Origin of the sequence: Sphingomonas oleivorans (assembly GCF_003050615.1) — a bacterium.
Taxonomy (GTDB): Bacteria; Pseudomonadota; Alphaproteobacteria; order Sphingomonadales; family Sphingomonadaceae; genus Sphingomonas_H; species Sphingomonas_H oleivorans.
This window is the reverse complement of sequence record NZ_NWBU01000004.1, coordinates 43,770-57,703: the sequence shown is the minus strand read 5'-3', so window position 1 is coordinate 57,703 and position 13,934 is coordinate 43,770. Positions and strand designations below refer to the sequence as shown.

At 61.9% G+C, this 13,934-nt stretch carries 8 protein-coding genes; all 8 read right to left on the bottom strand.

The genetic code is table 11. The annotated features are described in order from the left end of the window. Positions 1-604 precede the first annotated feature (604 nt). Positions 605-2,614 carry an ATP-binding protein gene (locus CLG96_RS00455; protein ID WP_107965913.1) on the bottom strand — a complete coding sequence of 670 codons (2,010 nt, stop codon included), beginning with the start codon at positions 2,612-2,614 and terminating at the stop codon, positions 605-607. After that, the gene (locus CLG96_RS00450) at positions 2,611-3,840 is read right to left on the bottom strand and encodes a GIY-YIG nuclease family protein (RefSeq protein WP_107965912.1); all 1,230 of its coding nucleotides are present in this window, start codon (positions 3,838-3,840) and stop codon (positions 2,611-2,613) included. The genes CLG96_RS00455 and CLG96_RS00450 overlap by 4 nt, the downstream gene beginning before the upstream one ends. Beyond that, positions 3,833-5,893 (bottom strand): DEAD/DEAH box helicase, encoded by a 2,061-nt coding sequence (locus CLG96_RS00445; RefSeq protein WP_107965911.1) that lies wholly within the window; start codon positions 5,891-5,893, stop codon positions 3,833-3,835. Before CLG96_RS00445 ends, CLG96_RS00450 begins: the two co-directional genes overlap by 8 nt. Beyond that, entirely contained in the window at positions 5,890-8,661 is a 2,772-nt protein-coding gene (locus CLG96_RS00440; RefSeq protein WP_107965910.1) for a class I SAM-dependent DNA methyltransferase, read from the bottom strand. The genes CLG96_RS00445 and CLG96_RS00440 overlap by 4 nt, the downstream gene beginning before the upstream one ends. A gap of 32 nt (positions 8,662-8,693) precedes the next feature. Further along, positions 8,694-9,023, bottom strand: coding sequence for a HigA family addiction module antitoxin (locus tag CLG96_RS00435; RefSeq protein ID WP_107965909.1), 330 nt, complete (start codon positions 9,021-9,023; stop codon positions 8,694-8,696). 9 nt (positions 9,024-9,032) lie between these two features. Beyond that, positions 9,033-9,323 carry a type II toxin-antitoxin system RelE/ParE family toxin gene (locus CLG96_RS00430; protein ID WP_107965908.1) on the bottom strand — a complete coding sequence of 97 codons (291 nt, stop codon included), beginning with the start codon at positions 9,321-9,323 and terminating at the stop codon, positions 9,033-9,035. A gap of 71 nt (positions 9,324-9,394) precedes the next feature. Further along, complete coding sequence (mobF, locus tag CLG96_RS00425) at positions 9,395-12,154, bottom strand: MobF family relaxase (RefSeq protein ID WP_107965907.1); 2,760 nt, start codon at positions 12,152-12,154, stop codon at positions 9,395-9,397. Further along, positions 12,154-13,893: a type IV secretion system DNA-binding domain-containing protein gene (locus tag CLG96_RS00420; RefSeq protein WP_341476931.1), complete on the bottom strand. Its 1,740-nt coding sequence runs from the start codon at positions 13,891-13,893 to the stop codon at positions 12,154-12,156. The genes mobF and CLG96_RS00420 overlap by 1 nt, the downstream gene beginning before the upstream one ends. Between the last annotated feature and the right edge of the window lie 41 nt (positions 13,894-13,934).

The following is a 13,934-nucleotide window of genomic DNA, read 5'->3' as shown; positions in this document are numbered from 1 at the left end:
GCGCTGGATAGGCTAGGGGCGCAGATGGGCCGGATCGAAGCGCGATGACATTGGCCGCCCGCGGGAACGTCGACTAGGTTCGCGGTTGGCGAGGCGACTTCATGGGAAGCGCCTTCGCTGTCTCTTTTGCGAGGCGCCGCTCTTCGGCAGCGGTGGAGGGTGAAGGGAGTCGAAATGCCCGCACTAACCATCAGAACTCAATGAATTTTGTGTTTTCGCTTTTCTTGCAGAAGCCCCCTAGAAGGCCCCCAGAATTTCTGACTGAGAAAAGATTCGAACCGAATCTATGAGCGCCGATCGAGAGTGACATAGCCTGCAAAACTGTTCAACCTCTGGTGGGGCGATGGCTTGCTTGCGCTCCCGGAAAGCGGACATGGCAATTGGCCGGGGCTTAAGCCGAAATCTCCTGCGCGAACGAATAGCTGGTGCTGCGCCCGCCAGCGGGGTCTTTCACAAGGATGCCCCGCTGCACCAAATCCGTGATGTCGCGCAATCGGCTAATAACCGCACATGGCAAGAGACATTCACCGCATCTTATGCGGTGAATGAAGGCGCTAATCGCCGCATCCGACGCGCGCTGATTAGGCGGGCAACCGTCAGCACGCTATAGATTTCTGTCATATCGTAGGCCGGCCGCCGACACGAAAGCGTGATTCCGCAAGCGGGCGTCTCCTAGCAAGTCGGCCCACTCGATGATTTCGATGATGCCCCGGAACTTGCCACTCAATTCCTGAATACGGCCTCGACCGTTTGATGTCGTGCGCCAGCCGTTCGTGTGGATTTCCAGCTTTCCTACGATGTCGGCGACAACGTAGCAGTAGAAGATGCAATCGTCCGCGACGCGCACGCGGCCACCGCGAAAATCCAGAATCTCGCCCTTCTGGAGCTTAGTGATATACTCGCTGATCTGGCTCATCGGCGAATATCGCTCGTCGTAATCCTTCCGGCCCGGATGCTTGAACTCCACAAGCATCACGCGCTTCAACGGGTCTTCGCCCTCGGCCCCAAGTCCGTAGAGGCGGTCATATATGAGCAGGTCGGGGCGTTTGGTGCTGGTTTCGCCATCAACGATCTGCGTGAACGGCACGTCCGACGCGAAATACTTGGTGAAGGTCAGGCGTTCGTCGATGATCCATAGGTCGTGATCCGACCGCTCCACCTTGGATGGATCGTCGCCCCTGAGCTTCATCGGGCAGATGAACTGGTGGAGGGTTTCTTCCAGATGGAAGTCCTGTGAGCCGTCTTCGCGTTCGCGGATGCGGCGAGTCAAAACTTCCATAACGTCAAGGACGGTCTTGCGCCGCAGCACGTATTCCGTGAGTTGTCGTTGCTCTTCCGCCCGAATTTCATCAGCGGCCTTGCGGACCGATTCAGCGAAATTAGCAGAAACGTCGCCATTTCCTCTAAGCTGCGAAACGATCTTCTGAATCGTATCATTCCGTTCCTTGTCGCGGCGAATTCGAATAGGGATAAGAGCTTGGGCGAATTGCTCCGGCTTCACGGCGTTCTTCGGCGTTTTCGCCAACAGGTCTTGCGCCTCCTCGAAGGCAAAGGACGGATATTCCTGCATGAACTCCTGCATCGTCCCGAGGCGCTGATTGTCGAATTGAGTAATTTCCTCGTGGATGGCGTTCGCCCGCACATGATCGGAACACTCGCGCACGATCTCGACGACGATGCTTTCATCGAAGTTGAATTGTGTCCGTTCCTGATTGACGCGCTCATCGAGAAAATCGCCGGTGACGCAACCATGATAAACATTGTCGCCGTTGTCGCCGAAACGGCCAATGCCGATCAATCCGTCAATCTTCCGGGTCGTGACCGTGCGCCCGTTGGCGACCAGGTGCATCTGATGCAGGCCGTCGAAATTAGCGCTTGCGGCCTTGTCGCAGACGAAACTTGCGAGAGACAGAGTGCCGAACTCTTGGCTCTCGATGGTGGCAACGCCACGATCCTCGACCCGGAGATTCTGGATTTCCTCGGGGAAGCTCGTCGCGTTGGCATCTATGTCGACAATGACGGTCGGGGATCGCCCCATGATGAAATCCGCGAAAAAGTGTGACCCGAAATGCTTGATGATGGTGGCGGGCTGGCTCGGAAATTTGTCGCGGTAGGCCGTTCCGCGCAGCCGCTTGAATGTGATCGCCGTGCCGGTGTTGGATGCGCCGGACACCGCTTCGGTCTGCTCCTCTGTGATCTGGTCCTGCGCTTCCAAGCGGAACGTGAAGGACCGGCGGAACAGGGTTCCTCGGTCGCGGTAAATGCTCACAACCTTGACGCTATCGAAGGCGTCAAGCCAGAGAAGCCGCCCGACACCCTTGCCGCCGCGCGAGATTTTATAGTCCGTATCGGTGGTGCAAAATGCCTCAAATCGGGCCGGTTCAAGCCCGACGCCATTATCATCAACAGTGATTTCGATGTCATCCGGCGAGCGGGGGTTTGTGATGGTGACGGTGATCTTGCCCTTTTGTTGATACTGGTCGCCGAAAGCGTCCTCAACTGCGTGAAGCGAATTACTGACCGCCTCGAACACGGGTTGAAGCGCCTCCGCCGCCAGTGAAGGCTTCGGCAACCGCTTCACCCGGTTGACAATATCCCCCCGCATCGAAGTCATGTGCGTTCCCCTGATTTTTCTTTTTGCCGCACCAGCCGCGCCGCTGTCGGGTCGTAAATATATTCGGTGATCGTGCCGTCCTTGATCTTCTCCACGGCATCGTCGATCACGAACAGCGGCACGAGGAACCATTCGCGCGGAAGGACCGGGTTGCCGAACCGGTCCCTGATCTCAATGTTCAGCCGGGCCGGATCGAAGATGCGGTGGATCAGGTTTTCCAGCTTGGTGCGGCTGATGTTGAACAGCTTGTAGGTCGCCACGATCTCCACGTCCGCCAACAGAAAGGTTGGGTCCAGCTTGGCATTGACGATGCGCTTGGCGGCATCGCCGCCGGTGACGCCGATCTTGTGAACAAGATCGCGGTTGGCGGCAACGATGGGGTTATCGGACTGGCTGCGCAGCACATAGATGGTGCCGCTGGCGAGGTCGTCGGCCTCACTTTCGCTGGAGAATAGCGGCCCGGCGCTCGGCTCCGACACGCGGCGGCTCGTATCATCCTTATAGAGCGCGCGTTGGAGGGAACGGAGCAACAGGTTGCTCTCGGTGCCGTTGGAATAAATGACGCGCAAGCGGGCATCGCTTTCGCCGTTCGGCGCTTTGAAGAGTTCGCCGACTTCGGCGACATAGGCGATCTGGCCGCCAAGGATGAAAAACTCCCCGACCCGGATGTCGGTTTTCAGGAAACCAGCATCCTTACGGATCGGCTGGGTGATGCGCGCGCCGCTGTCGATGTCGTTCTGCACGGCATCGAACAGAGGCTTGAAGCGGTCGAAGTCCTCGCACCGCTCCCGGTTGGCGATTTCCTCCGCCGCGCGCTTGTCGGCAACGGAACGGACGTGCCGCAATTCGGTGATGTCGTCCGGGGCGGCGGCGTCCACGCCTAGCTGCGCCAGCAATTCATCGTCGCTGATGTCGTCGGGGGTGTCGGCAAGGGCCGGTTCCGCCCCCGCCAAGAGCCCCTGATCGTCCAACGGCTCAAGCAAGGCGCGGCAATCCGCCTGCGCGCGCAGTCGGTCGAGCCGCACGGCATAAAGCCGCTCGAAAATATCGCGGTCCTCGCCGTGCTGCGGCGCGCGACCATGCTCCGCCACGAAACGATGAATCTCCTCAAAGCCCACGATGATTCGTTCCTCGCGCGGCGTCCGGGCGGCCTCCTTCTTCGTCTCGACCTCGATGCCAAGCTCGGCCAGCAGCGCGTCATCCTCGTCGGTGAAGCCGTTAGCCACGCGCGGCCTCCGCCTTCATCCGCGCGAGAAAGGCAACGCCTTCGGCCATGCGCTTCTCCCATGCGTCGGCCGATGTGATGGAGGGCAGGCGGCCGCGCTCCTGCTTGAACTTCAAGGCCCGCTTGGCCAGCTCGCGCGCCTCCTCCACGGTCAGGGTCACGCGCTTGCCGGATATGACGGCGGCAACCTGCTTCAAACTCTCCTCGGTCATCGCCTTGGATAGTATGGCATAGGCTTCGCCGAACGGGTTGATCCGGTCGATCAGGTCGATGTCTAGCTCACGCACGTCCATCGCAAATCTGCGGACGCCTTCGATGAACGCGGTGTTGGGGCTTTTCTCGCCGTCGCCCTCGGCGCCGCCCAGGGCGACCTCCTTGGCCTTCTGCGTGAGATTCAGGGCGGCGATGGCGTGCTGGCGCACGGCTTCCTGATCTTCCTCGTCCAGCTCCGGGTATTTGTCCTTGATGATCTTGCCCATGCGAAGCTGGGTCAATTCCTCCGGCACAAGCTCCTGATCGAACAGACCGCGCTCGATGGCGGTCTTGTCCTGCACGAAGGCAGCGATCACCTCGTTCAAGTCCTGCTGGCAGATGCGGGTGGCTTCCTCGCTCTTGGGTTCGGTCAGCCCCTTGATCTCGATCTGGAAGGTGCCACGCTCCTCATTGAAGCCGACATTGCACTTGTCCGCCTGATAGCCGCCCTCGCCATAGTCGAAGCCCTCCACCGGGCCGCTGGCGGGGTTCTTCGGCTTGAACTCGAAGCGAGGTGCCAACACTTGCTCCATAAGCAGGCTGGCGGCGATGGCCTTCAACGTGTCGTTGACGGCCTCGGTCACGGCTTCCTCGGAAGCGTCCGGCTCGGCGATCAGGTTGGTGAAGCGGGCGCGGGCCTTGCCCGGCGCATCGCGGGTGGCGCGGCCGATGATCTGGACGATCTCGGTTAGGCTGGAACGATAGCCCACGGTCAGGGCATGTTCGCACCAAATCCAGTCAAAGCCCTCCTTGGCCATGCCAAGGGCGATGATGATGTCCACATGATCGCGATTGTTCTTCTGCGCGGGGTCTTTCAGCGCGGCGGATACGCGGTCGCGCCTGCTGGCGTCGTCGTCCACAAGATCGGCGATCCGCAGCACCTTGCCTTCCGGCGTCCTGACCAACTGGAAGCCGGTGGCCCGGTCAATGCCCTGCCAATCGCCCAGCGCCGAAAGGATATGCTCCACCTCCCTGATCTTGTCTTTCGTGCTTTCGCGCGAATTGACGCTGGGAATGTGGATGATGGTTTTCTGATCGGGATCGAGGACATTCAGGATGTCATCGGCGTAGGAGCCGGAATAGAAAAAATAGCCGATGTCGAGCTGTTTCAGATATTGGTAGCCGTTGAGCTGCTCATAATAGGTGTAGGTGACGCTATCGAACTTGGCCTCGTCCTGCGGGGCCAGCACGGCTTCGGCGTCGCCCCGGAAATAGCTGCCGGTCATGGCGACGATATGCACCTTGTCGCGGGCGACAAAGGCCCCAAGGTGCAAGCCCAGCTTGTTGTCGGGGTTGGCGGAAACATGGTGGAACTCGTCCACCGCGATCAGCCGTTCATCGAACGCCTCCACGCCGAACCTGTCCACCGCGAAGCGGAAGGTGGCATGGGTGCAGACCAGCACCTTATCGCCGCTCTCAAGGAAGCTGCCGACCGAATTGACCTTGCCGCCATCGGTGCCAGGCGCGTCGCAGAGATTCCATTTCGGCTCCACCCACCAGTCGGCCCAAAAACCGAACTGGCTCAATGGCTCATCATGGAAACTCGCGCCAATGCTCCTTTCCGGCACGACGATGATGGCCTGTCTCAGCCCCTGATTGGCCAGCTTGTCCAGCGCGATGAACATGAGCGCGCGACTCTTGCCCGACGCCGGGGGCGACTTGATTAGCAGATATTGCTCGCCGCGCTTCTCATAGGCGCGCTCCTGCATGGAGCGCATCCCAAGGGCATTGGCCTTGGTGGAGCTGCCGTTCCGGGTATAGGATACCGAAACGGACGGAACGGATTTCACTTCTTTCGTCACGCGCTTGCCCCCGCCCTTTGTTTCTTCGTCGCGCCCGCCGATGCGGTCATCTTGGTATAGAGGTCGAACAGCTTTTCCAGCCGTTCGGTATCGTTGCGGAAGCGCCGCCCGATATAGATGCGCTCCAACACCTCGTCGTTGCGCTCATGGGCTTCACGCAGGTCGGCGGGCATGTCGTCGGGGTCGTAGAGGTCGGCGATGGTGGCCGGGAAATGCGCCTCGCGCGCCAACAGGATGTTCTCGGCACAGCGGGTAAGGTCAGCCTTGTTCTTCTCGGTCAGCGTGGGAACCGGAAACGTGTTCCAGCCCAAAGTGTTGGAATACGAGTAATCTGAGCGCATACGCGCACACACCGTTCCGATCCAAATGCGATGCAAGCTTGATGACGCAAGTGCGAGATTCCATAAGGGAGCATCGTAAAGTGCATAGCACTTGTTCGATAATATCACCTCACCCGGAAGTAGGGCAATCGGCAAGAAATCCCGATTTTCAGACGTTATTGCAGGAATGGCTATCGAAAACTTCTCAGAAACACCTTCTATCTGCATGAAGCGATATGGCGGTACTTTGGTATTCCTAGTCGTAGGCGCGCTGCTGCTCCGGCGCATTTCACGCACACTTTCTACCCTTTGGCGAATGAAGGGGATTGCCATTGCGCGATCTAGCTCGTGGGACTCAATCCAGATGCAAAAGCGCGGCCTTCCGTTAAGAACCTCGCTAGCTCCCATGAACGGTCTGATGAAGCCGTCAGAGACGATGTCTTTTAAGAGGCTCGCATGAGCTTCGTCGGCGGACAGCAGGAAGTTGCCGCCGTCCGTGGGCATATTCCCCCTCAACATTTTGGATTGTGGCCCAATAGGCTGCATTGTTTTCGACACGATGGCCTGAGAGCCGGGCGCCAAATATGGCCCGATTACATCGACCGTCCGATATGCCGATCCCTCGTATATTCGCTTCTCGCTTGACCCACTTCCCACACCGACGACCACAACGGTTACACCCGCTTTGTTTGATGCCAAGTTTGCCCAGTTAAAAGACGTGTGCGCGAACTCGATTTCTAGCCCCCGCTCGAAAACAAACGGCCAGAGAATGGGAGCTTGCTCACCTTCACATATCGACTTGGTAGCGACGAAGCTGAAACGGCCCGTTGCGGATTTAAGATATAGTGCAGCCTTTATGAACCATCCGGCCACATAATCGAGACTCTTCCATGATTTGATTTTGCCGCCTGACACATACTCTAAGTCGGACTTTTGCTCATTTGTTTGCCACGAACTGCCACGATACGGCGGATTCCCGCAAATATACGTCTCCCCGCCTTCGTTCTCGAAGTCGATCTGCGCCTGATCGAGTGGTGTCCGAAACAGGTCATCGCCAATCAGCTTCACGCCGGTTCCGGTCGGCGGGCAGGCGCTCAACCAATCGAGCCGCAGGGCATTGCCGCAGGTGATCCAATTCTGCGCATTCAACGGCAGGAACTCGGCCAGCGCCAGCTTCTGGCCGCGATAGAGAACGTCGCACTGGAACTCGGCGATGATAAGGGCAAGGCGCGCAACCTCGGCGGGGAAGTCGCGCAGCTCAATCCCGCGAAAGTTGGTCAGCGGGATCTCGGATGCGCGGTCGGCTTCGCCGCGCCGCTTGTTGACCTCGGCCTCGATGGCCCGCATTTCCTTGTAGGCGATGACAAGGAAATTGCCGCTGCCGCAGGCGGGATCGAATACCCTGATCCGCGCCATGCGCCGCCGCAGGTTCAACAGCATCCGGCTGTTGTCGCCCGCCTCCTCAAGCCGGGCGCGCAGGTCGTCCAGAAACAGGGGGTTCAGCACTTTCAGGATGTTGGGAACGCTGGTGTAGTGCATACCCAGCGCGCCGCGTTCCTCGTCATCCGCCACCGCCTGAATCATCGACCCGAAAATGTCCGGGTTGATCTTCGTCCAGTCGAGATTCCCGATATGGAGAAGGTAGGAGCGCGCAATCTTGCTGAAACGCGGCACGGCAAGGCTGCCCGAAAACAGCCCGCCGTTCACATAGGGAAAGGGATTGGCCCAGCGGGCGATACCGGCCGCCTCGCGCTCGGCGATGGGGGTGTTCATGGCGCGGAACAGCTCGCCGATCACCTCATGGGTGTTGGACGAATCCCGGTCGCTCATCTTCTCGACCGTGCCGGTGAAGGGATAGCTGCGGTGGAAGATGTCGGTATCCTCCGCGAAAAAGCAGAAGATCAGCCGGGCCATGAAATGATTCATGTCGGGGCGGCGGTCGGCCGCGCCCCAATCGGGGTTGTCCTTCAGCAACTCCACATACAGCCGGTTCAGGCGGCCGGTCGCCCGGATGTCGAACGAGCTTTCGCGGATTTGCTTGACCGTGGTGATCCCGGCCAGCGGCAGGAAGAAACCGAAATGGTTGGGGAAGTCGGCATAGGGGCAGGCGACGGTTTCGCCGCTGTCCACGTCCTCCGCCTCGAAGGTGTCACCGTCCGTCGCCAGAATGAACTTGGCCTTCGCCTTCGCGGTGGCGGGGCTGGCCCGAAGCGCGGCAAGAGTCTGCGTCACCGCGCCGGGCGCGGCGACGGCGATGTGGATGTTGTTCCGTTGCAGCACGCCGCCGGGCAGGTCGGATGCGTTGGTCGATCCCTTGGCGGCACGCAGCCGCTTGATCGTGGTGTCCTTGTTCCCGAAGGCGGCGAGGAAGGCGAACGGGAACTCCTCAGCGTCAAAGGGACGTTCGGCCAGCGCGGATACGGCTTCTTCAATCTCAACGGCGTTCATTCAGGGCAATCCATTCTCATTCGCCTGTCCGGTCAGGCCGCAGCGTGCGGCTCCACCGGCTTGCCCTTGAACGGCGCCACCTTGATCTCGCCCTCGCGCTTGCGGGTCTGCGCGATGTCGTAGCTGTTCTGCATCCGCATCAGGGTGTCCATCGACACGCCGAACGCCTTTTCGACGCGCAGCGCCATTTCGGGCGACAGGTGCGCGCGCTCATTGAGCAAGGTCGAAAGCGTGGCGCGCGTCACGCCCAGCACGTCCGCCGCCGCCGTGACCGACAGGCCCAGCGGCTCGATGATCTCATGCTTGATGAAGCCGCCGGGATGGGCCGGGTTCTTCAAGCGGATGCCTGCAATCGAAGCCATAGCCACCTCCTAGTGGTAATCCTCATAATCGAGGTCGATGATCTCGATCTCGTCGCGGTCGATCCGAAACGTCATCCGCCAGTTCTTGGTGACGAACAGGCTCCACGTTCCCTTGCGGTCGCCGTTCAGCATATGGGCCTTCCAGCTCGGCACGGTGCGAAGCTCGTCCTCGCGCTCCATGTCCTGAAGGAAAGTGACCATGCGCCGGACCTTGGCGACAACGGCGGGTTGAAGGCCGCTTTCATCGTCATCCTCGATGAATCGCCGCAATCCCTTGTGGATCACGTTTCTGATCTTCATGATTGCTCCTATCCCGCGAGCCGTTCGGTGTCAAGTGACGCAATACGGTTTGAATGGCGTGATATACCGGGTCAACCCAGCCCGGCCCCCGCTGCTTTGTCGGCGGCAGGCGTGGGCATGACGGCCTGCGCGATGGCGGTTTGCACCTTTCCCGCGCGTTCGTTTATGGCGGATACCAGCTTGCCGCGATCATTGGTGAAGATGGTCGCCGATTCCTTCGCGCGGGAAATCCCGACATAGAAGCTCTTTTGATCGACTAGATTGGTCGCCTTGCTGTCGGCATGGATCATGACGTGATCGGCGGTACGGCCTTGGGCTGCAAAGGCGGTGTCCACATAGGCATGGGCGATATGCCGGTCGCGGGCGGAATCGAGATTGAGCGTCTCGGTCGTCCCTCGCGCGGTCTGGATGGTGGCGGTGCGAGTCCGCTCGTCCACGGCGATCACCTCGCCGCGCCCGCCATTGATCCGGCCCGCCTCCCGGTCGTTGAGGGTAAACCGGATGCTGTCGCCAGTTTTCAGGTTCATCGGCTGCGGCGCGAACGTCTGCACCTTGCCCGCGCCCCATTGCCGCAACCGCCAATCCACCTCGCGGCCATCCTCCGATTTGAGCGTGATGGCGGCTTTGGCGGGGTCGATGCTCTCCACTCTATAGGCTTCGCCGCGAGTCACGCCCTTGTCGGCATAATCGCGGGTGAAGCGGACAACATCGCCCTTGTCGTAGCTCATCGGGTCACGGGCCTCGGCGCGGGTCAGCCCCTTGTTGGCAAGGCTCTCCACGGTGACGGCGGGGCCGGTCAGCGCGCCCGATCTGGTCAGCGCGGCGCGAATGTCGGCGGTCAGCGCGTCGCGCCCCTCGCGGGATGGCTCGATAACAAGGGTGCGGGCGCGGTCGGTATTGTCCAGCGCCGCATACCGCTCGGCGATAGCTGTAAACCGCTCGGCCCGGTCGGCACTCTCGACGATCTGGCCGCCGCCCCTGTCCAGCGTGGCCAGCGCCTTCTTGGCGTCCCCCTCGATGGACGCCAGCACCGCTTGCCTAGCGGCGTCATTGGTCTGCCGGACGATCTCGGCGAGCTTGGCGGTTTCCATGCCCGCACCTTGCAACTGCGCGAAGGCCGCGCCTGCCTCGACCGAACCAAGCTGCTTCACGTCGCCGACAAGGATGATGCGGGCATCATGTTTGCCGGCCAGGTCGAACAGCCGCGCGGTATCGCGCGCCGACATAAGCGATGCCTCGTCCACGATCCACGCTGCGGGGTGGGTGGGGTCGGGGCGCTCCGGCGACAACAGATGTCGAGCCACGGTATCGCTTCGTGCGTCCAGCGCCTCGCCCAGCACCATCGCCGCCGATGCGGTGGGAGCAAGCGCGATGACAGATGCACCGCGCGCCTCGGCCTCGCGGGCGAAGGTCGCTAGGACTGTCGTGGTCTTGGCTGTGCCTGCATAGCCCTGCAAGGCGGTGATCCGGTTGCGGCTGGTCAAAAGCTGCTCGGTGGCTTGGCGCTGGTCGGCGTTCCAGCCGAAACCCGCACGCTCCGATTGCGCGGTCGCGCTGGCTATAGCCTTGGCGGCGGCAAGCGGCGATGCGATGGGGGCGAGCGCGCGGCGCCCCTCGGCCTCGATCCGCAACATTCTGGCTTCAGTTTCTACATTCTGCCGGGTGGTAAATCCGGCGAACTCCGCGCCACGCCGGTCCTGAAAGGTCCGGTCGATCAACTCGCCCCGTTTCGTCTCTGCGTCGATCATGGCCCCGATCTGCTCATAACTGACCTTGCCTAATGCGATCCGTCCGGCTTCCTCCTGCAAGGCGGCAACGGAAAACACCGACTGTCGTTCGCCCAGCTTGTCGGCGGCATGGGCGACGGCGCGATCCGCCATTGTGGCCTGCGTCGCCATATCGGCCCGGTGCGAGGGATCGGCGGCCTTGGCCTCGGCCCGCTCGACCATCGCCAGCCGCACCGCCGCGCCGAAACCGGCCTGGCTGGCCGTCTCGCGCCAGTCCGAGACAAGAGAGACATGATCGACAGCAACCTTGGCCTCGCGCGTGTCGAGCGCCGCCATCTGTTTCTCGGCCGCGCTGGCGGCATCGCGAGAGGTGCCGCGCTCGGCAAGCGCCGCCTCGATCTCGGCGCTGCGGGTGCTGAACGCCCCGATGACCTCGGCGGACACGCCCTTGATCTCGAACAGCGAGTCCTTGCCCGTCTCGATCTCATAGCCGAGTTCGCGCACCTTCAAGGCCAGTTCCTGCCGGTAGATGGCCCCGATCTGCTTTTGAAGCTGGTAGATGGCGCGCGGCTCAAGACTGCGCCACGCGCCGTCCTCGTCCCGGGTGGCGTTCATGATGACATTGTGCGTATGAAGCTGCGGGTCTTGCGCGCGGCTGGTGCCATGCTGGAAGCTGGCGATAACCAGATTGCCGGTCGCCTCGCGGGCGACGGTGCCGCCGTCACGGATGCGGGTGGCGGCCATATGCTTTTCGACATGGGCCATCGCTGTTCTGACCGCTTGCCCATGCGCCGCGATCAATCGCCGGTCGCCCGCCACCTCGGCCATGATTGACACCGACTTGGGCGCGCTCAGGGTCACGTCCCAGCCGGGGCGATGCTCAAGCTGCCCGTCGCGGAAGGTGCCAAGCTGCTCGCCCGCCACCTTGCCGTCCAGCAAGTCCCGGAACTGGTCATGGTTCACCTCGCCGGACAGGCCCAGCGCCTCCGCGCCAGCGCCCTGCCACTCCGAAGGCGAAACACCGCCTGCGGAATAATAGTCGTCGGCCTCGTAATAGCTGGCGGCCTGCGCCGAACTGGTCAGCGCGAAAACCGACGCGACCATCACACCGGCCCCTGACTGGCGGGGGCTGGCGGGGGCGGCGGTGATGGCTGCGGCGCTGCGCTCCCCGTCTGCTTCCAGAGCGTGGTGTCGGGATCGCCCGCGACGAATCCCGGCTGGCGGGCAGGGCCTCGCCGCGCGATATGATCGGCGGTCAGCTTGATCCGTGCCACGGGCAAGCCATCGGGGAACAGCAAATATCCCTCGAACTTGGGCAGGCGCAATTCGCTTTCCAGCACGGCGGGGCGCATTTTCCGCATCCGGCCCAAGGTGGTGCGGGCTTCGTCGTCACCATCGGCCAGCGCGTCGGTCATGGTCTGAATCTCGACCTCGCACTCGCCGATGGTCTGGCTGGCCCAGACACGGGTTTCGCTGTCGATAGTTTGCAGGAACAGCTTGGTGTTGCAGCAGCCCAGCATGGATTCCGCGATCTGCGGCCCGTAGCGGTGCCGCATCTGGCCCAGCGCCTGAAAGGTCAGCACCACCGCCGCGCCGAACTTGCGGCCCTCCGGCAAGAGCCGTGCGAGGTTATCGACGCGGGGCAGGTCGGCCAGCTCGTCCAGCACGAACCAGATGCGCCGGTCGGGCGAGGGAGAAAGCCCCAGCACGGCACTCGCCGCGCATTCCAGCCAGCAGGCGAGCAGAGGTTTGGACGCCTCGAAATAATCCTCCTTGCGCGGCACGAATATCCACGGCCGCGCGCCGCTGCGCTTATCCAGCCCGTGAATGAAGTCGCGGAAGGCGAAGGGTGCGCCGCCACTGCCGTCCACGCGAAGGAACTGGATCAGGTTGGCGGCCTTCGCCAGCATGAACAACACGCTGCCGGTCGCCCGGTCGGCATCCTCGGCGAAGGTCCGGGCCGACGAACTGCCCGCCAGCCAGATTTTGAGGTCGTCCTTCGTCCGCTTCTGAAGCGCGTCCAACAGGTCAGGCAGGGTGCGCTTGCCTTCCCGCCATAAGGCGCGGATCATGTTGGCGACAAGGATGCGGCTGGTTTCAAGCCACACGTCGCGGTCGCTCTGCCCCGTCTCGGTGATAAGCTGGTGAGCGATGCGGTCGGCATCGGCGGGGTGGGCGATCTCGGCGAACGGCGACCAATAGGCGCACCGGGCATCGAAGGGATTGAGGATCACGTCGCCGCGCTCGGGCCGGTAGTAATGCGCGATGAACTCGCCGCTGGTGTCATAGACCAAGGCAGTCTCACCTCGCGCCTCGATCCCGTCGAGCATCTGGCGCAGTGCCGTGGTCTTGCCGCTGCCAGTCGTGCCGATGATCGACAGGTGCCGCGTTTCCAGCCGCGACGGGATCTGCACCGTGCCGATGGCGAGCGCGCGGGCATCCGCTTCGGTGCCGGTTAGCTTGGCAAGCTGCTTCTCGTCCACAACCAAGGTCCCGGCGATGACGCGATCCTGCAAGGCGCGCTCGCGCCGCCGCTTCACGGCTCCGCGAAACAGGAACAGGCACGATAGCCAAGCGGTGAAGGCCAGCAGGCCGCCCACGCAGGCTTCGGATATGGCATCCGATAGCGCCTCGCGATAATAGCGGTCGGCGGCGACAGCGCGGGCAGACAAGCGGTAGGCCGTCCCCTTATATCTGACCCTGATCGCCGGATCGGGGGAGAAGCTGCTGGCGATCCAGAGCGTTCCCCGCGCATAGGCATAGACGCCGGCGGCCCATTGCTGGTCCTTGTCCAGCATCGCATAGGGCGCGGCCACCGCGCCCAGGGCCACGGTTGCTAGCATGATACCGGCCTGCCGCTTGAACCGCGACCACTGGTTGCCGC